The following is an 18,689-nucleotide window of genomic DNA, read 5'->3' as shown; positions in this document are numbered from 1 at the left end:
GCTTATGATCTCCCTGCTGTTTTAGGATAGGCTTTCGGATACTTGGCAACGTGGGCCTTAAGCTCGGTTAATTGCTGCTTGAGCGCCGCTGTCGGCTGATCAAAAACATCTTCTATGATGGCTTCTATAGTTGGTGCCGGAACCTTTTCGGCCACTTTTACCGCGGCCAGCACTTCCTCGCGATACTTCTCATACAGCTCGGTCTCGTCGCTTTCCTTGAGCCAGCCTTTGTTGATCAGCCACAACTTGAAGCGTTTCACAGGGTCGTGCTGTTGCCACTTGGCTTCTTCTTCTTTAGAGCGATAACCGGATGGATCGTCGGAAGATGAGTGGGCGCCCAGGCGGTAGGTCATGGCTTCAATCAGCACAGGCGCGTTGTTTTCAAGCGCGAAGGCTCTGGCTTGCTGCGTTGCGGCCAGAACCGCCAGCATATCGTTACCGTCGACTCTGATGGTGTGCATGCCATAACCAACGCCGCGGCTGGCTATGCCGTTACCGGCGTACTGCTCTTCCGTAGGGGTTGAGATGGCGTAGCCGTTGTTGCGGCAGAAGAAGATGACCGGCGCTTTGTGAACTGCGGCCATATTAAGACCGGCATGGAAATCACCTTCAGAGGCGGCACCTTCACCGAAGTAACAGATAGCGACATTACGCTTGCCCTGCATCTTCAGCGAGTAACCTACACCGGATGCCTGCGGGATCTGAGTCGCCAGCGGTGAAGAGATGGTTTGGTAGTTGAGTTCACGGCTGCCATAGTGAATAGGCATCTGCCGGCCTTTGCCCAGATCTTTCTCATTGCTGAACATCTGGTTCATAAACTGCTCAGTGGTAAAGCCGCGATAACGCAGTGCGGCATGTTCGCGGTACTGGGCAAGGATCACATCCTTGTCATCCAGCGCGGCGGCACTGCCGATAACGGCGGCTTCTTCACCGATACAGGTCATGTAAAAACTGATCCTTCCCTGACGCTGGGCGCCCAACATACGTTCGTCCAGGACACGGGTAAAGACACAGGTATCGAATATCTTGCGTGACAGGGCTTCATCTATGACGGGCAATACTGCCTCTTCATAGGTGGTGCCGTCGGCCTGAAGTATTTTGAGTACAGGGATATGCAGCGAGTCCTTGTTCAAAAAACTCACCCGGTGCACCGTCTCATTCATCTTTGTTGCGTTGCTCATAGTGTGCTCTTGTTATCTCTGGGTTTGTCCGGCTCGAAACCGGCCCTACCGATTTTTTCAGTACGCGCTCCGAACATTACGTTAACGTAAACTAGCAAGCAACTCCCACCTTGGGTGCTTTGCCAACTAGCATGGGAGCGACGCGTATATATTGGTTTACAATTCAGGCCAATGGCACCTCTGTGGCCTGAACCAGGCAGATCACCGTTCGTTGGCCAATGGGCACCTTGGCGTTGGGAAACACCACGGCTTCCGAGTCCTGCTCTACTCGAATATCCCGGCCCGCTTCCCGCGCCAGCACATATCCCTTGGGGAAAGCGGTGAAGTTTTCCACATCGCTGGCAAAGGTAAATTCAAAGTCGTCGGCCTGCTTATTGATGACCCTACAGACCTGATAGATATTGACCCGCTCAAGCGCCTGCTCCTCGAGTTCGAGCGGTTGCTTGCAGATCAAACGGCTCAGCATCTCCCGGGTGGCGATAAAACGTGTCATATCGTTTTGTCCCATGGGGTAAACCTTGCCAAGTTCAATGGTAAAGGCGTCGGCGTCAAACTGATTTGACGAGAAATAGCTGAAAGTGGTTGTGGGTTCGTGATGCAGCAACAGGGTATCGACTCCGGCCGCCTCCAGGAACATCAATTGTTCACGGCTGTAAGCCCTACCTGGTCGATAGGGATAGATGGCAAACTTTTCATGCTTGGAGCCGCGAATGGCGGTGTGCAGATCGTAATGGATCCTCTGTCTTGCCCCTTGTGGTGCGTCTTCGAAGAAACGTGTGACATAAGTTTCCAGTTTCTTGGCGCGGATCCGCTCCGGGTTCACCAGCCCGGGCGGATTGGAATGTTCGCCACTGAACAGCCGGTTGAGGTTTTCATCGACAATACGAGTGCCACGGTTAATTGCCGCCGGGTTACCGAACATGAAAAGTACTCGCTGCCCTACCCGTATCTCTTGCTTTAACAGCGACTTGATAATGCCATTACACAGTTCGATAGGTGCGGTTTCATTGCCGTGTACCCCGGATGACAACACGATATCTTTATCACTCTGGTTGTTCAGAGGTTCAAACAGCAAGACTCCTGTGTCCCAAATCGCTATCCGGGTGTGGTCGCCAAGCGTGCCACTGATACTCTCCAATGAATTGGGGTTATTCAGAGTCAATGACAGGAAGTCAGGATTATCCTTCAGGGCTTGTAACACGAAATACTCCTTCTTATTGCCGATTTGGCTGTTGTTTCCATTAACGCTGTCTCCTGGGAACTTGTTGCAATGCGTTTGCTTGTTGAGACCAGCGCCAGAGAGCAAGATTTCATAGTACCACAGCTTATTAAATTGGTGATGTGACTAAAGCTATCCAATGCCAGGCTTGCGAACTGGTTTCAGATAGTTCTTATCTAACTAAGGAGCAAAAAAGCCACTCCGACAAATACACCACTTGCGCCGGAAAAACTTATCACGCATAATTTTGGCCATCTGGACATCTAGAGGTAAATTCAATGGCGATAGCAACATTCGGTGGCGGTTGTTTTTGGGGGGTAGAGTATTTCTTTCGCCAAGTGCCCGGGGTATTAAACGCCAGCAGTGGTTATATGGGCGGTGATGATAGAATCAACCGCTATGAAGAGGTAAAACAGGGAAACAGCGGCCATGCCGAAGTGGTTCAGGTGGAGTTCGATGAAGCCCAGGTTTCATTTACCGAGCTGCTGCAAGTTTTCTGGCGTAATCACAACCCCACCAGTCTCAATCGCCAAGGAGGCGATATCGGCACTCAGTATCGGAGCGTGATTTTTTTTCATAGCAAAGAGCAGAAAGAGCAGGCTGAGGCCTCAAAGCTGGCGTTAGCTCGTAGTGGTAAGTGGGGAAGTCGGCACATAGTGACGGAAATTGTTCCAGTGAAACAGTTTCATCGCGCAGAAGAATATCATCAGGATTATATCCAGAAGAATAACCTGCCCAGTTGCCATCTTGAATATTGATCCCTGGGAATAAAAAAGCGCAGCTGTGTTCACGGCTGCGCTTTTTTACTCAGCAGGCAATCTCTTAAGCTCAGTTCGGCTTGCCTTTTAGGGCGCTGGTTATCAGAGCTCTCGCCTGTTCCAGTATCTGCTGCAGATGCTGCTCACTGACAAAGCTTTCGGCGTAGATTTTATAGAGTGCCTCAGTGCCTGATGGTCTTGCGGCAAACCAGCCGTTGTCGGTTAGCACCTTGATACCGCCAATGGCACCATCATTGCCGGGGGCCTTGGTCAGTACCGCCTCAATCTTGTCTCCGGCCAAAGTCTCTGCCCCCAAGGTCTCTGCATTGAGGGTGGCAAAACGCGCCTTTTGCTTGGCATTGATGGGGCTGTCTATCCGTTTGTAGAAGCAATGACCGTGTATCGCAGCCAGTTCTGCATAACGCTCGGCTGGGTTTTTGCCGGTTACGGCGAGGATTTCAGCGGCCAGCAGCCCGAGAATAAAACCGTCCTTGTCCGTGCACCAGGTTGTGCCGTCACGCCGAAGGAAGGCGGCACCTGCGCTCTCCTCGCCACCAAAGGCCAGACTGGCGTCACTCAAGCCACTGACAAACCACTTGAAACCAACCGGCACTTCACAAAGCTTGCGACCATGTGAGGCAACTATCTTGTCTATCATGCCACTGGAAACCAAGGTCTTGCCGATTTGCAGCGTCTGCGGCCAATCGGGTCTGTGCTCCAGCAGGTAATCTATCGCCACCGCCAAAAAGTGATTGGGATCCATCAGCCCTGTCTCTGGGCAGACTATCCCGTGTCTGTCGTAGTCGGGATCATTGCCAAGGCAGATATCGAACTCATCCATGTGCTTAAGCAGGCCTGCCATCGCAAAAGGCGATGAGCAGTCCATGCGGATTTTGCCGTCTTTATCCAATGGCATAAAGCCGAAGCTGGGATCGACCCGGTCGTTGACCACTGTGATATTCACGCCATAACGGTGCGCAATATGTGGCCAGTAATGGATGCCTGAGCCGCCCAGAGGGTCGACACCTATACGAATGCCGGCATCTTTGATGGCTTGCATATTCACCACAGAAGCGAGATCGCCAACATAGGGTTCAATAAGATCGGTTTCTTTGATGAGTCCGATACTGGCGGCTACGCCGTAGTTGAGTTTCCTGACCCCTTCCAGCTGCGCCTTGAGATAATCATTGGCTCGCTGCTCAATCCAGGCAGTAATCTCACCTTCTGCCGGCCCACCATGGGGCGGGTTGTACTTAATTCCGCCATCCTGAGGCGGATTGTGGGACGGAGTAATAATAATGCCATCACTGAGCTCAGCGGCTTTTCGGTTTGCGCTAACTATGGCATGGGAGATGACAGGCGTAGGCGTAAAGCCTTGGCTCTCTTGCACCACCACTTTAACATTGTTGGCCAGCAAGACTTCGATGGCTGATATATAAGCAGCCTCGGACAAAGCGTGAGTGTCCATGCCCAGATAGAGCGAACCTTCAATCCCCTGAGATTGGCGATAATCTACCACTGCCTGGGTAATGGCCCAGATATGGTTTTGATTGAAGCTGCCATTGAAGGAGCAGCCCCTGTGTCCTGAGGTGCCAAAACACACCCTTTGGGCAGGATCATCACAGTTGGGGACAATCCTATAATAATGGCTCATCAGCCGCGGAATATTAACCAGATCCTTCTGCATGGCCCTTTTACCGGCCCGCTCATGAATAGCCAAAATAGTGCTCCTTGATGACAGATGTTGATAAACAGATTTACGCTTTAAGCGGCAGCGCCAGATCGGCTATCGTTTTGGCCTTGTCGCCATCGCAGCCCATCTTTTCCAGTACTTCGGTCAAAATAGTGTGCTTCTTGGCAGTGTTGTTATTGGTAGTTACCCAAAAACCACTGCTGCCGACTTCTTTGGGGTTGGCTGATTTACTGGCCTTGAGCAGCGCTTCCTTCGAGGTGGCAAAGTAAAGACGGTCGCGCCCTTGAACCTGAAGTACCTGCTCAAACCCATGTTGATCCTGGTTATACAGGCATTCAAGGGCAAACAGAAAACGGCCAACAGCACCCTTTTGGGCTTCGATAGCCGCACTGGTGAATAGATTGTCAAAGTCCAGGGTTGACTCGGCCTCGGGTAATGTATTGGGACGATAACCCTGCTCCATGCTTGGCTGGCTAATGTCAGCCGGAGCCTTGGGTTCAACAGCAGTCGCATCCAAGCCCAGCAGTCGACGAAGAATGTCCGATGCACTTTCACCTATCCTTTCGGTTTTCCCGGCAATAAAGCGATACAGTTCCTCATCCACCTCAATATATTTCATGGCCCGATTCCTTTAGTTTCAACTTGTTCTATGTAGCCATTATGACATTGCCGTCACAGCAGTCGTGGGCATGACTACGAGATTTGGCTCAAAGTATGCCATAACTCGCCTGCGGGGGAAGGCTGAATCGCGCCAAAATGAGATAATTGGCTTACAAACCTAAGACTTGCACTGCAATTTGTTGAAAAAGCAACCAAAGCGATGTTTAATCCGCATCCATCCTTGTCAAATACCGGCCTTTGTCGCAGAATTTGCCCCCTGCTGAAATACTGGCAACAAACTCACTGTGAAGGGGGCTGTATGCACTTTATCTCGACCGGAAGCGGTAGTCCGGTATTGCTGATCCACGGCTTATTCGGTGATTTGGATAATCTCAAATCGCTCGGGGCCCTGCTTGAGCAAAATCACCAAGTGATAAGAGTCGATTGCCCCAATCATGGTCAGAGCGAGCATTGGCCGCAAATGGATTATCCCGGGCTTGCAAACGCGCTTGTGTCCCTGCTTGATGAACTGGCAATAGACAAGGTGCATCTGGTCGGCCATTCCATGGGCGGCAAGATTGCCATGGCAACGGCGCTGGCTTATCCGCAGCGGGTACAATCCCTGACCGCCGCCGATATTGCGCCTGTGGCCTACTCGCCGAGACATGAAACAGTGTTTGCCGGCCTGAGCAGTATGCCGCTGGATATAAAAGACAGACGTCAGGCGCTGGCACATCTTTTAAATCATGAGATCGACGAGGCGACGGCGCAGTTTCTGCTCAAGAGCTTACGCCGCAGCGAATCCGGCTTTGAGTGGAAGATGAATCTGCCGGGGCTGATTGCCAGTTATCCGGCTATCATAGGTTGGCATAATGGTTCTGAACGCTGCGGCGGCCAACTTAGCTATCAAGGGCCCACCTTGATGATCCGGGGCAGTGAATCAAACTATGTGACCGCCGCCTACAAAGAAGAGATTGTGGCTCAGTTTCCTAAGGTCAAAGCCAAAACCTTGGAAGGGTGCGGACACTGGTTGCACGCCCAAAAACCGGCGATATTCAACCGTATTGTGTCTGAATTCATTGACAGTAACGATTAATATCCAAGCCCTTGCTGAGGGTAAATGCGGTAGCAGCCCCTGAACCAATATGCTATATTCGCGCCTCTTTTTGGCTAGGGGACACCGGGAGGCTGCAGCGTGTTGAACCAGTATATGCAACAGATAGAAGCCGTTGGACTGGATCTGTTTTTCGCAGCAATTTTCTTTTTTATCGGTATGGCCATCAGGGATGTACTCAATCAGGGTAACGTGCCTAAGTTTGGTCGCTTTATTGTTTGGTTGGTACTCTTCCTTGGCTGTGCAGGCTTTGTCGTCAAGGGGATAATTCAAATGACCTGGGAAGGCTCAGGTATAGGTTAAACATCAGATTTCAAATGGCAAAAGAAGCAACAGATAGAACAACCATAGACCTTTTTGCCACTGAAAAGCGCCGCGGACGGCCCAGAAGCAATCCTCTGCCCCGCGAGCAGCAGCTCAAGGTGAATAAACGTAACCAGATCATGCGGGATCGGGCGAAGGGTCTGAAACGAATAGAGTTAAAAGTGTCACAAGATTTATATGACGCCTTGAATGAGAAGGCTTTGGCCAGTAACATCAGCCGCAGCCAGTTAATAGAATTGATCCTTCAGGAGCAGCTAGGTTAGCCCCTGTCAGGAAAGATCGAAGTAAATAGCGAACTAGACATTAAAGGAAAGACAATGGCAACTGTAGGTCTTTTTTTCGGTAGCGATACAGGTAACACCGAAGCTGTAGCCAAGATGATCCAGAAGAAACTGGGCAAGAAGATGGTTGAGGTGAAAGATATCGCCAAGAGCACCAAAGAGCAGATCGCCGAATACGACCTGCTGATCTTCGGGATCCCAACCTGGTACTATGGTGAAGCTCAATGTGACTGGGATGACTTCTTCCCTGAGCTGGAGCAGATTGATTTTACCGATAAGCTGGTAGCCATTTTCGGTTGCGGCGATCAGGAAGACTACGCCGAGTACTTCCTTGATGCCATGGGCATGATCCGCGATATCGTTGAAGAGCGCGGCGCGATAGTCATTGGCCACTGGCCGACTGACAGCTATAATTTCGAAGCTTCTAAAGGGCTGGTTGACGACAAGCATTTTGTTGGTCTGGGTATAGATGAAGACCGCCAGCCTGAATTGACCGAAGAGCGTGTCGACGCCTGGGTTAAGCAGATTTACGAAGAGATGTGCCTGGCCGAGCTGGAAGACTGATATTCGCTCCCCGGTAACTCTCCGGCGGCCTATATGGCCGCCTTTTTATTGGCTATTACTCAGGAAACAGAAACAAGATGCAAGCCGATAATCTGCGTCATTGGGATATCTTCTGTACTGTGGTGGACAACTATGGCGACATAGGCGTGACCTGGCGCCTGGCGCGACAGCTGGCCGGCGAATATGGCATTGAAGTACGTTTGTGGGTCGATGACCTCAATAGCTTCGCGCACATTTTACCCGAATTAAACCCGGCACTTGTCAGTCAACACTTTGGTGGTGTTGAAGTCATCCACTGGCGCGCTCCCCTCCCCCAAATCTGGCAACCTGGCGAAGTATTGATAGAAGCCTTTGCCTGCGACTTACCCTCGGAAGTGCTGACAAGCTTGCCAGAGCTCGCCAAGGCGCCGAAATGGATAAATCTGGACTATCTCAGCGCCGAGAGCTGGATAGATGATTGCCACGGGCTCAGTTCGCCGGCGCTCAAAGGGGTCAAGAAGACCTTTTTCTTCCCGGGCTTTACCCCAAAGTCAGGCGGACTCATCTGCGAGCAGTCCCTGTTTAGCGAGCGTGATGCCTGGCAAGCAACGCCTGAACATGCCATGGCACACTTGGCAAAGATGGGGCTTAGTGATATTGGCACTGATGATTACCTCATCAGCCTGTTCAGCTACGAGACCCAAGCCTTACCTGCGCTGCTTGAGCTTTGGCAACAGAGTGAGCGACGGGTTCAATTGTTAGTCCCCAAAGGGCGCAGCCTGAGTTGTATCGCGCCTTTACTTGAGCAATTTAACCAAGATTCAGGACCCAAGGTCGACTGGCAAGATCCTGCCAGTTGGCAAGCGGGCCAGAGTTTCAGCCGCGGTGCACTCAAGGTGCAAGTCCTGCCGATGACAGATCAAAACGGCTATGATCGGCTGTTGTGGAGTTGCGATTTCAACATAGTTCGCGGGGAAGACTCTTTTTTAAGAGCTCAGTGGGCCGCCAAACCTTTTATCTGGCATATCTATCAGCAGGAAGAACAAGCACATCTGCTAAAATTGGATGCTTTTATGGCACGATACTGCGATAATCTGCCTCCCCTTGCCGCCCAAATCTGGCAAACGCTGAATACCGCGTTCAACTGCGGCCAGGGAGCCCAAGCCAGCCAAAGCTGGCTGGCACTGAATTCTGCCATGCCGACATTGATGCAACACGCAAAAAAATGGCCGGCTGAAGCAATAAATGAAGCAGATCTGGCAAACAGGCTAGTGCTAATGGCCAAAACCGGCTAAGATTCTGCGCTGAATTGAAAAACCGCTTATATAGGAACATACGTAATGAAGACTGCTCAGGAAGTCCGCGCAGGTAACGTTATCATGGTTGACGGCAACCCTATGGTTGTACTCAAGACCGAGTTCAACAAATCCGGCCGTAACGCTGCTGTGGTAAAGATGAAGCTGAAGAACCTGCTGCAAGGTTCCGGCACTGAAACTGTATTCAAGGCTGACGACAAGCTGGAAGATATTCAGCTCGAGCGCCTGGAGTGCACCTACTCTTACTTTGCTGATCCTATGTATGTCTTTATGGACTCAGACTTCAACCAGTATGACGTTGAAGCCGAAAACATGGGTGATGCCATCAACTACATAGTTGATGGAATGGAAGAGATCTGTCAGGTCACTTTCTACGAAGGCAAAGCTATCTCTGTAGAACTGCCTACTACTATCATTCGCGAAGTAGGTTACACTGAACCTGCCGCCCGTGGTGATACCTCTGGTAAGGTAATGAAGCCTGCTTCTATCGTAGGTACAGATCTGAAGGTGATGGTTGCCGACTTCGTTAAAGAAGGCGACAAGATCGAAATCGATACCCGCACCGGTGAATTCAAGAAACGCGTCTAATTAAAGACTTTCTTTAAAAAAGCCAGCATTAAAGCTGGCTTTTTGTATTTGAGTTATTTCTCACTTCATCTAGAGTAAGTCAATTATCCAGGCTACGCTGAGCCAGTACGCGCTCAACCGTATCGACTATGGTTTGAGTCTGACTGTCGATTTCAATATTCAGCCAATCCCCTTCCCGATAATCCTGCAGATTGGTCAGCCTGAGAGTCTCAGGAATTAGATGCAACATAAAGCGATTGCCTTGGACCTCGCCGATAGTCAGACTGCAACCATTGATACCGATAAAACCTTTATAGAAAATGTATTTCAACCAGGCTTCAGCCACTTCCAATTGCATATTGTAATGGCTGTCACTGACGTCCAGTTGCACCAACTGCGCTTGGGTATGCACGTGGCCAGAGAGAATATGGCCTCCCAGCTCGGCGCCAAATTTGAGTGACCTCTCTATATTAACCTTGTCACCCACCTTAAGGCCGACCAGATTAGTCACTGCCAGAGTCTCTTCCATTACGTCGAAAAACGCCCTATCATCAGCAAGCTGGGTTACCGTCAGACAAACGCCGTTATTGGCGACACTCGCTCCTATTTCCAATCCCTCGCGCAAGGCAGGAGGCAGAGCGACTTCGAGGGTATTTAACCCCGGCTTTTTCTCGATCGCCAGGATTTCACACTTGGCTTGAACAATACCTGTAAACATTTTCTCACTCGCTTAGTTGTTAGGGCTGCTTTCATGAATCACACCGGCTTTCAGGCCAAACGCTTAGTTCAACTGGCTTTGCCTGTGCTTATAGCACAGCTTACCCAGACAATGATGGGGTTTATCGATACCCTGATGGCCGGCAGAGTCAGTGCTGTCGACATGGCAGCCGTCGCTGTCGGAACCAGTCTCTGGCTACCTGCCATTTTATTCGTTCAAGGCCTGTTACTGGCATTTACTCCCATGTTCGCCCATCATCATGGCGCAAACAACCAAAAGGCGATTCAGCCACTTGCCTTTCAGGCTGCCTATATTGCCATAACAGGTGCCTTGGGTGTGATGCTGTTTCTGGCATCTGCGCCACATATTTTGGATTGGATGGAACTGGAGCCCGAACTCAAGCGCCTGACCATAGGTTATCTTGATGGCATTCTCTGGGGTGCACCGGCCTTTGTGCTCTATCAAGTGCTTAGGGGCTGCAGCGAAGGGATTTCCTATACACTGCCGACCATGGTCATCGGCTTTGTCGGTCTGGCGGTGAATATCCCGGCCAACTATATCTTTATCAATGGTCACTTCGGCATGCCCGCAATGGGCGGCGCCGGCTGTGGTGTCGCTACCGCTTTGGTATTTTGGGCCATGTTGTTTGCCATGGCCATCTATATGCAGTGGCATAAACGCTTTGCCGAACTGGCACCTTTCAAAGCATTTCATAAGCCTCATTTACACACCATTGTTGAGATGACCAAACTGGGCATGCCTATTGCCATGGCGCTGTTCTTTGAAGTCAGTCTGTTTGCGGTGATAGCCCTCTTACTGGCACCTCTTGGTGCTACTGTCGTGGCCGGGCACCAAATTGCGCTGAATTTCTCCTCAATTGTGTTTATGTTGCCACTCTCCATTGGGATTGCCGTTTCAATTCGGGTCGGTTATTACCTTGGGCGTGGCCAGAGCGATGTGTCGGCACTGGTGACCAAGGTGGGATTGTCCATCGCCTTCTCTCTGGCCATGCTCACCGCAGTGGCAACTGTGGTATTCAGGTATGAGATAGCCCTGCTCTATAACGACAACCCCGAAGTGGTTACTCTGGCAGGCAGCCTGATGCTGATGGCTGCCCTGTATCAACTATCCGATTCAGTTCAGGTGGTTGCCGCCGGAGCCCTGCGCGGCTACAAGGATACCCGCAGCGCCTTTTTCATCACCTTGTTTGCCTATTGGGCAGTAGGTATGACCCTGGGTTATGTATTGGCGTATACCGATTTTCTGGTACCCGCTATGGGGGCACACGGATTTTGGATTGGGCTTATCGCCGGTTTAACCGTAGCGGCTATACTCTTTGCCATTCGCTTGAGATATATACAGAAAAGCGGCAAGCAGTTTGACGTCATCTCAGATGAGGCGACGAATTAAACCAAATACGATCAAAGCCCCGGCAAGTTGCGCAGCAATTCGCCACTCGATAAAAAAATCTGTTTTTTTACTTGCAACTAGCGGCTGCTCGCCCTTAATATAGCGCTCGTTCGAGGGCGACAGCCTAAAAAACACAGTACACCCGTAGCTCAGCTGGTTAGAGCACTACCTTGACATGGTAGGGGTCGGTGGTTCGAGTCCACTCGGGTGTACCACTATCTTCAGATTTTCAAAAAAATGAAAATCATGCGATACACCCGTAGCTCAGCTGGTTAGAGCACTACCTTGACATGGTAGGGGTCGGTGGTTCGAGTCCACTCGGGTGTACCAAATCAACCTGCTTAAAGCAGGTTTTTTTGTGCCTGAAATTCCCCTTTCCCGCCATTCAAATTTGCATTTCCTCTTGCTCTTGTCTTTTCATTCACGCAAAAAGAGTAAGCACCTCTACTGAATGGTATTTTTTGTAAATCAAGCCCTACTTTTTGCATATTGCTTACTTGCTCAGGCCATGGAATCATGGGGTATAGACCAAAGTCCTTTGTCGACAGGGAAATCCATGAGCCAACGTACTCTGCACACGCTGTTCAAACCCGGTTCCATCGCCGTCATAGGTGCATCCAATCGCGACAAACGAGCAGGCAATGTAGTAATGAAAAACCTGCTCTCGGGAGGCTTTGCCGGGCCGATTATGCCGGTCACCCCCAAGTATCACGCTGTCATGGGCGTGCTGGCCTACCCCAATATTGAATCTTTGCCAATCAAACCAGACTTGGCCATCATCTGCACCCGCGCCTCCAGCGTACCTGCAATAGTGGAAACCCTAGCCCAATTTGGCTGCAAAGTGGCGATCATCATGGCCTCCGGCATGGCGGATGAATTAAACGAACAAGGCGAAAACCTGCTTGAACTGACCCAAGGTAACGCCAGACGTTACGGCATGCGACTCCTCGGTCCCAACAGTTTGGGAATGATGTTGCCACCTCTGGGCCTCAATGCCAGTTTGGCCCACGCAGGCGCGCTGCCCGGCAAGATAGCCTTTGTGTCTCAGTCTGCAGCCATCTGCACCACAGTGCTCGACTGGGCCAACAACAAAGGGATTGGCTTCTCTTCCTTTATTTCGCTTGGCGATGCCACTGACATAGACTTCGATGAATTGCTGGATTTTCTCGGCCGTGATTCCCGTACCAGCGCCATCATGCTCTATATAGATTCGGTCAATGAGAAACGTCACTTCCTGTCGGCAGCCAGAGCTGCAGCCCGGCATAAACCTATTCTGGTGATCAAATCGGGTCGTAGCGCCGAGGGCGGTAACGCTGCCAAACTGCACACCGGAGGTATAGCCGGTAATGACGCAGTCTACGAGGCCGCCTTTCGCCGCGCCGGTATGCTACGAGTCACCGACTTGGTTGAACTGTTTGCCGCACTCGAGAGCCTGGCTCACCTCAACCCACTCAATGGCGAGCGTCTGTGTATTCTTTCCAACGGTGGCGGCCCCGCCGTGCTGGCGGTGGATGAACTGGTACTCAAAGGTGGCAAGTTGGCGCAGTTGTCCGATACCACTGTGGAGAAACTCTCTCAGCTGTTGCCCTCTACCTGGTCCGGACAAAACCCGGTGGACATCATAGGCGATGCCGGTGCCGAGCGTTACAGCCAGGCGCTGTCTGTGTTGATGGACAGTGATGAGCTGGACGCCATCTTGGTATTGCACTCCCCTTCGGCCCTTGGCGAAAGCGTCACCATAGCCGATGCCTTGATTGACACTGTCAAACAACACCCTAAACGTAATCGGGTAAGTATACTTACCAACTGGAGCGGGGAAGATGCCGCTTATCGGGCCCGAAAACACTTTTCCAAGGCCGGGATCCCAACATATCGCACACCCGAAGGCGCGGTGCGCGCCTTTATGCATATGGTGGAATATCGCCGCAACCAAAAACTACTGCAGGAAGTCCCACAATCGATACCGGATTCGATTCCCACGGATAGCGCTACCGCCAGAAGTTTACTGCAACAAGCCATTGCCAAAGGCAAACGGGTACTGGAAACCCATGATGCCCGCAACATACTCAACGCTTATGGCTTGGATACCATAGATACCTGGTATGCCAAAGATGCCGCCGAGGCTGTCGCTATTGCCGATAAGGCGGGCTACCCTGTGGCATTAAAAGTGCAATCACCGGATATCTTGCATAAATCAGACGTTCACGGTGTGATGCTGAATCTGACATCAGCGAATGAGGTCAATCAAGCTGCAGCGGCCATTGTCGAACGGGTCCACACAGCTAACCCTGCCGCTTCGGTCGAGGGCATGATAGTGCAGAAAATGGCACTTACCGCAGGCGCACAGGAGCTCAGAGTTGCGGTAATAAGCGATCCTGTATTTGGCCCTGCCATCATGCTCGGTGAAGGCGGCTCCGAATGGGAACCGACCCGGGATGCCGCCGTCGCTTTGCCGCCACTGAATATGGCGCTGGCTCGCTATATGGTAATCCAGGCACTCAAGACCCAAAAGATCCGCGATCGCCACTTACCCCAAGGCTTGGATATGCGCGCCTTGTGCCAGATGTTGACTCAGATCTCGCAGCTTATTATCGATTGCCCCGAAATCGAAAGCCTGGATCTCAATCCTGTATTGGCGGCGGGCGATAAAATTACTCTCTTGGATGTCAATCTGCGTCTGAATCCGGAAGTCACGGATAATGCCGGCCGACTGGCAATTTTACCCTACCCCAAAGAGCTGGAAGAAAAAGCCAAACTGCGTAATGGCCTTGAGGTGATGTTGCGGCCGATATTGCCGGAAGATGAACCCAAGCATCTGGACTTTGACAACTCGCTGACTGATGAAGACAGATACAAGCGCTATTTCGGGGTGCGCTCGCGTATGACCCACGAAGAGATGGCGGTACTGACCCAGATAGATTACGCCCGTGAAATGGCGTTTATCGCCACCATAAGAGATGACAATGGCGAAGAGGAAACCTTGGGTGCCGTGCGAGCCTCCATCGATCCGGACAACACAGAAGCGGAATTTGCCATGGCGGTTCGCAGCTCCCATCAGGGTATCGGCATAGGCAAGTTGCTGCTGGAGAAGCTGATTAACTACTACCGCACCACGGGCACTCAGGTGTTAACCGGCTTCACCATGTTCGAAAACCGCAATATGGCCAGTCTCGCCAAGAACCTTGGCTTTACTGTCACCTTTGATATGGAAGAACACCTGATCAAGATGCACATGGAACTGACCGGCAAGGACACCTAACCCTTCTATATTGAAGGTGAACAAGCACACCTCAAAACCAAGAACCCGGCCAATGCCGGGTTCTTTTGATAATTTGAGCAGACTCGCTCAACGGCGACAAAGGGCTATCAAGTCCAACTCAGGCTGGTAAACCTTGCTGCTGACATCGAATAGCCCCAACAGCGTATCGAACAGGTTGTCATGAGAAACACTCTTGGCGGCGGCTTCCCTTGCCAGGCAGTCATCATTCAGCCCCAGTTGCTGCTTGAATTGCTTGGAAAACCAAGCCAACCAAGGCACCCTGGTTTGTTCACTTGGCGCTATGGCGTAGGGAGAGCCGTGCAGATACATGCCCTTCTCCCCCAAGGATTCACCGTGATCGGACAGATACATCATTGCCGTATCATAATCGCCACTGCTGCCTTTGAGCTGCTCGACCACCTGAGAGACGATATAGTCGGTATACAGAATTGTGTTGTCATAGGTATTGGTGAGCTGCTCGCGGCTGCAGTTTTGAATGTCACTGCGCTGGCAATCCGGGGTAAAACGGCGATATTGCTCCGGATAGCGCAGATAATAGGTAGGTCCGTGACTGCCGATGATATGCAACACTATCAGGCGATCCTGGCCATTGTTCGGCTGCAACAAGGCTTGTTTGAGTTCATCAAGCAGTACCTGATCCTGACAAAACTGCCCATCACACAGCTTAGGGTCGGCGTTCAATGCTATCAACCTGTTTTCCACCCTGTCACACGCCCCTTTACAGCCGCTGTCGTTATCAAACCATTGCACTTTCACACCGGCATGGTTGAGCACATCCACAGCGGTATCCTGAGCCTTGGCAGCGCGGGAGTCATAATCTTCCCGGCTCATTCGGGAAAACATACAGGGTAAGGACACCGCAGTGGCCGTGCCACAAGAGCTGACATCTTTAAATACCAGTGGTGAAATCGCCTTGGTGTAGACATTGGTTGGCCTGTCATAACCATAGTATTGGTAATTTTGTGCCCGTGCGGTTTCACCGACCACCAGCACCATCAGTCTGGGTTTAGTTTCACCGGCTGGTTTTACCTGCTTGGCATCTGTACCCAATTTTTGATATTCGAGCGGCTTTTGCAAATAGTGCTGATTGATGTATTTGGCCGCCGAGCCGACAAAATAGGTGGGCACTATGTAACGTTTGATTTCATCATTATTGCGACCAAAAGCCAGATAGTTCTGCATATAGAAAAAGGCTATCACCACTATGATGAGGAGGTTCGCTATGATGTACAGCGCCTTATATACCAGCTCCTTACCTAGGGGCTTATAGTCAACCTGAATACGATACAAGAGTAGTGCAGGCAGCGCCCCGGTCAACAGCAGGTTTAATATTGATGCCCAGTTCACATAAGTCATGGCTTCGGCACTGTTGGTTTGAAAAGTGTTTTCAATCATGCCGGTATCAAATACCACGCCATACTTGAATGTGGCAAAAAATACCCCAGATGAACACAGCAGCAACACAATAAAGAAAGGTTTGAGAATATATTTAAAACTGAACAGGGAAAACAGTATCCCCAAGATTGAAATTAAGAAGATGGGAATGGTCGCCACAAACAAAGGGTCCACATGCGCTTGGTTCTCGAGTCCCTGTTTGACTATAGTAAAAAAAGGCACATTGAACACGGCCACAAAAAACAGTGCCAGTACAAAGGTCAGGCGATTGACAGAGATGGGATTCAATACACTCATTCCTAAATGACGGTTAAAATTGACGCAAGACCCAACAATTTCAACTTGTGGTTAACTAAATGTTAATCTAACAATTTTATCTTAAGGTTCCCTTATCGGTTCCGACTTCGCGCATGGGGCCGAATTAAGCTTTCAGACTCTGTGCCAATAGGAAAGTTCGCGATGCACCATACGCTAAAACTGCGGGATAAAAGGTTAAAAGAATCATTTGACAACTCAAGAGCCGCTTTGCACGTAAATGTCCAGCAATTGTAAGTTGCGCAAGCTCTATCAGTGTTCGGCGATTATTAATATCCTAAAAAAGAAAGCGCCCAGAAAAGGCGCTTTGTGGTTTTATATCAGGGTAAACAGTCGCAATTAAAATTCGCTGTTGAGCCGCTTGAAGAATCCAAGCAGTTGCTCCAGCTCAGCATCACTGAATTTCGCCGTCATCTCACGGGTTAATTGCAGATGCAAGGCATCATGCTCCTTAAACATCTGCTCGCCTTTTTCGGTTAAGGATACCTGGATGGCGCGTCTGTCATTTTCCAAGGGCTGACGCTCGGCCAGGCCCGCCTTAACCAAACGCTCTACCTGCACAGTCAAGGTGCCTGTGGTAATACCGAGCTTTTCCGCCAGTTCCTTCATCTTCATAGGGCCGTGAGCGCCCAGGATCTCCACTGTGTGGATCTGCGCCAATGAAGCGCCTTGGTCTCTGACTACGCTCTGCTCCCAGGAGGATAGACGCTCATAAAACTCTATAATGGCGTGGTTGATTGACTGTTGCAGCGAATCCTGCCGCTGTTGCTGTTTCATCTATTTTTGCACCTCAATGATGATGGTGGTGATGTCCTGCCTCCGTGTGGCTCACTTGCTCACGCTCATTGGCTCTCGGCGTTGCCGCCTTATTGCAGTCAGCACACTGATTAACTTCAATGGTTAAATGATCTATGCGGTTAAAGTCCGCCAGCAACTCATGATAATAGTCGGTACTGTGAGGAGCGTGGCTCACCAAAGAGATCATGGCGGCGTGATGATCGGCACTGACCGGCCACACATGGATATCGGTTACCTTGTGATCTTTTTCGGCTTCTATCCGTTCCACCAACTTGCGACTGAACTCGGCTTCAACACCTGCATCGAGCAACACGGGACTGGTCTGACTGATAAGTCCCCAAGCCCAGCGGCTGATGATAACAGCTCCGACAATTCCCATCACGGGATCGAGCCAATTCAATCCAAAATATTTACCGGCCAACAGCGCGCCAATTGCCAACAAGGAGGTCAAGGCATCGGCTAATACATGGAAATAGGCTGCGCGCAGATTATGATCTTTGTGGCCGTGGCAATCCCCATGGTCGTGGTTATGGGCGTGAGTATGTCCATGGTTATGCCCATGACTGTGGCTGTGGCTGTGGCCATGATCATGACCGTGGTGATCCTTGAGCAAAAACACACTGACGATATTGACAGTTAAACCTATGATGGCCACCAAAATCGCCTGGTCAAAATGAATATCTTCCGGATACAGGAGTCTGGAGCCGGACTCTATCAGCATTAACAATGCCACTAACCCCAGAGCTATAGCACTGGTAAAACCGCCGAGCACACTGACTTTACCTGTACCGAAAGCAAATCTGGGGTTGTTGGCATGTTTCCTGGCGTAAGAATAAGCAAACAGTGTCAGCATGAATGCCGCAGCATGAGTTCCCATATGCCAACCATCAGCCAGCAGCGCCATAGAGCCATATATGGTACCGGCAACAATCTCGGCCACCATGGTAACCACAGTCAGCAAGAGCACCCACTTGGTACTCTTCTCTCCCTGCTCATTATGGTGGGTAAAGTCATGCTTATGCTGCCAGCGCGTGGTGGTGTGAAACTCTGAACTCATAGTAAGCCACTCTTATATTTTGACATTCAAACTATTTGATGAGCAAAGCATCCCCCTTTCCTTTCACAATTTCAAGCCTTGAGACTGAAAAACTCACAAATACAACCAGAGAACTAACAA

Annotated in this window: 18 protein-coding genes and 2 tRNA genes; 11 read left to right on the top strand and 9 right to left on the bottom strand. The window is 50.7% G+C overall.

Annotated elements, in window-relative coordinates:
* Positions 1 to 2: 2 nt before the first annotated feature.
* Positions 3 to 1,181: a thiamine pyrophosphate-dependent dehydrogenase E1 component subunit alpha gene (locus tag WKR14_RS10295; protein WP_101056655.1), complete on the bottom strand. Its 1,179-nt coding sequence runs from the start codon at positions 1,179 to 1,181 to the stop codon at positions 3 to 5.
* A 163-nt stretch (positions 1,182 to 1,344) separates the two neighbouring features.
* Positions 1,345 to 2,382, bottom strand: coding sequence for a succinylglutamate desuccinylase (gene astE / locus WKR14_RS10290; protein ID WP_101056656.1), 1,038 nt, complete (start codon positions 2,380 to 2,382; stop codon positions 1,345 to 1,347).
* Between the two features lie 296 nt (positions 2,383 to 2,678).
* On the opposite strand from astE, the gene msrA reads away from it, so the two are divergent.
* Positions 2,679 to 3,158, top strand: coding sequence for a peptide-methionine (S)-S-oxide reductase MsrA (msrA, locus tag WKR14_RS10285; RefSeq protein WP_224866288.1), 480 nt, complete (start codon positions 2,679 to 2,681; stop codon positions 3,156 to 3,158).
* A gap of 70 nt (positions 3,159 to 3,228) precedes the next feature.
* On the opposite strand, the gene pgm is transcribed toward msrA, so the two are convergent.
* Complete coding sequence (pgm, locus tag WKR14_RS10280; RefSeq protein ID WP_286995833.1) at positions 3,229 to 4,878, bottom strand: phosphoglucomutase (alpha-D-glucose-1,6-bisphosphate-dependent); 1,650 nt, start codon at positions 4,876 to 4,878, stop codon at positions 3,229 to 3,231.
* Positions 4,879 to 4,915: 37 nt separating this feature from the next.
* Positions 4,916 to 5,470, bottom strand: a complete 555-nt coding sequence (gene seqA, locus WKR14_RS10275; RefSeq protein ID WP_224866290.1) for a replication initiation negative regulator SeqA — start codon at positions 5,468 to 5,470, stop codon at positions 4,916 to 4,918.
* 300 nt (positions 5,471 to 5,770) lie between these two features.
* Here seqA and WKR14_RS10270 point away from each other — a divergent pair, with 300 nt between their 5' ends.
* The 6 genes from WKR14_RS10270 to efp all read left to right on the top strand — a co-directional run bounded on the left by WKR14_RS10270 (position 5,771) and on the right by efp (position 9,617).
* Positions 5,771 to 6,547 carry an alpha/beta fold hydrolase gene (locus WKR14_RS10270; RefSeq protein ID WP_234556793.1) on the top strand — a complete coding sequence of 259 codons (777 nt, stop codon included), beginning with the start codon at positions 5,771 to 5,773 and terminating at the stop codon, positions 6,545 to 6,547.
* Positions 6,548 to 6,646: 99 nt separating this feature from the next.
* A complete protein-coding gene (locus WKR14_RS10265) occupies positions 6,647 to 6,868 on the top strand; it encodes a DUF2788 domain-containing protein (RefSeq protein ID WP_039033014.1) in 222 nt (73 codons plus the stop codon).
* 14 nt (positions 6,869 to 6,882) lie between these two features.
* Positions 6,883 to 7,152 carry a LexA regulated protein gene (gene ybfE / locus WKR14_RS10260; protein WP_025010403.1) on the top strand — a complete coding sequence of 90 codons (270 nt, stop codon included), beginning with the start codon at positions 6,883 to 6,885 and terminating at the stop codon, positions 7,150 to 7,152.
* 54 nt (positions 7,153 to 7,206) lie between these two features.
* Positions 7,207 to 7,734 (top strand): flavodoxin FldA, encoded by a 528-nt coding sequence (gene fldA / locus WKR14_RS10255; protein WP_039033015.1) that lies wholly within the window; start codon positions 7,207 to 7,209, stop codon positions 7,732 to 7,734.
* Positions 7,735 to 7,811: 77 nt separating this feature from the next.
* Positions 7,812 to 9,008, top strand: coding sequence for an elongation factor P maturation arginine rhamnosyltransferase EarP (earP, locus tag WKR14_RS10250; RefSeq protein WP_339087700.1), 1,197 nt, complete (start codon positions 7,812 to 7,814; stop codon positions 9,006 to 9,008).
* A gap of 45 nt (positions 9,009 to 9,053) precedes the next feature.
* Positions 9,054 to 9,617, top strand: a complete 564-nt coding sequence (gene efp, locus WKR14_RS10245; protein ID WP_025010405.1) for an elongation factor P — start codon at positions 9,054 to 9,056, stop codon at positions 9,615 to 9,617.
* A gap of 79 nt (positions 9,618 to 9,696) precedes the next feature.
* On the opposite strand, the gene WKR14_RS10240 is transcribed toward efp, so the two are convergent.
* A complete protein-coding gene (locus WKR14_RS10240) occupies positions 9,697 to 10,314 on the bottom strand; it encodes a riboflavin synthase subunit alpha (RefSeq protein WP_224866292.1) in 618 nt (205 codons plus the stop codon).
* A gap of 33 nt (positions 10,315 to 10,347) precedes the next feature.
* Between WKR14_RS10240 and WKR14_RS10235 the strand changes: the two genes are divergently transcribed.
* The 3 genes from WKR14_RS10235 (at position 10,348) to WKR14_RS10225 (ending at position 12,054) form a co-directional block, all read left to right on the top strand.
* Positions 10,348 to 11,724 (top strand): MATE family efflux transporter, encoded by a 1,377-nt coding sequence (locus tag WKR14_RS10235; protein WP_101096438.1) that lies wholly within the window; start codon positions 10,348 to 10,350, stop codon positions 11,722 to 11,724.
* Between the two features lie 138 nt (positions 11,725 to 11,862).
* Positions 11,863 to 11,939: transfer RNA gene (locus WKR14_RS10230), tRNA-Val, on the top strand.
* A gap of 38 nt (positions 11,940 to 11,977) precedes the next feature.
* Positions 11,978 to 12,054: transfer RNA gene (locus tag WKR14_RS10225), tRNA-Val, on the top strand.
* Between the two features lie 11 nt (positions 12,055 to 12,065).
* On the opposite strand, the gene WKR14_RS10220 is transcribed toward WKR14_RS10225, so the two are convergent.
* Positions 12,066 to 12,212 (bottom strand): hypothetical protein, encoded by a 147-nt coding sequence (locus WKR14_RS10220; RefSeq protein ID WP_335908547.1) that lies wholly within the window; start codon positions 12,210 to 12,212, stop codon positions 12,066 to 12,068.
* Between the two features lie 68 nt (positions 12,213 to 12,280).
* Here WKR14_RS10220 and WKR14_RS10215 point away from each other — a divergent pair, with 68 nt between their 5' ends.
* Positions 12,281 to 14,983 carry a bifunctional acetate--CoA ligase family protein/GNAT family N-acetyltransferase gene (locus WKR14_RS10215; protein ID WP_339087699.1) on the top strand — a complete coding sequence of 901 codons (2,703 nt, stop codon included), beginning with the start codon at positions 12,281 to 12,283 and terminating at the stop codon, positions 14,981 to 14,983.
* An 87-nt stretch (positions 14,984 to 15,070) separates the two neighbouring features.
* Here WKR14_RS10215 and WKR14_RS10210 read toward each other — a convergent pair whose 3' ends face one another.
* The 3 genes from WKR14_RS10210 to dmeF form a co-directional block, all read right to left on the bottom strand.
* A complete protein-coding gene (locus WKR14_RS10210) occupies positions 15,071 to 16,696 on the bottom strand; it encodes a phosphoethanolamine transferase (protein ID WP_287591095.1) in 1,626 nt (541 codons plus the stop codon).
* Between the two features lie 357 nt (positions 16,697 to 17,053).
* Complete coding sequence (locus tag WKR14_RS10205; protein WP_101056666.1) at positions 17,054 to 17,491, bottom strand: MarR family winged helix-turn-helix transcriptional regulator; 438 nt, start codon at positions 17,489 to 17,491, stop codon at positions 17,054 to 17,056.
* A 13-nt stretch (positions 17,492 to 17,504) separates the two neighbouring features.
* Complete coding sequence (gene dmeF, locus WKR14_RS10200; RefSeq protein WP_335917473.1) at positions 17,505 to 18,569, bottom strand: CDF family Co(II)/Ni(II) efflux transporter DmeF; 1,065 nt, start codon at positions 18,567 to 18,569, stop codon at positions 17,505 to 17,507.
* Between the last annotated feature and the right edge of the window lie 120 nt (positions 18,570 to 18,689).

Source organism: Shewanella chilikensis (assembly GCF_037953065.1).
Classification (GTDB): Bacteria; Pseudomonadota; Gammaproteobacteria; order Enterobacterales; family Shewanellaceae; genus Shewanella; species Shewanella chilikensis.
The sequence above is the reverse complement of the archived record's forward strand: the minus strand, read 5'-3'. Positions and strand labels throughout refer to the sequence as shown.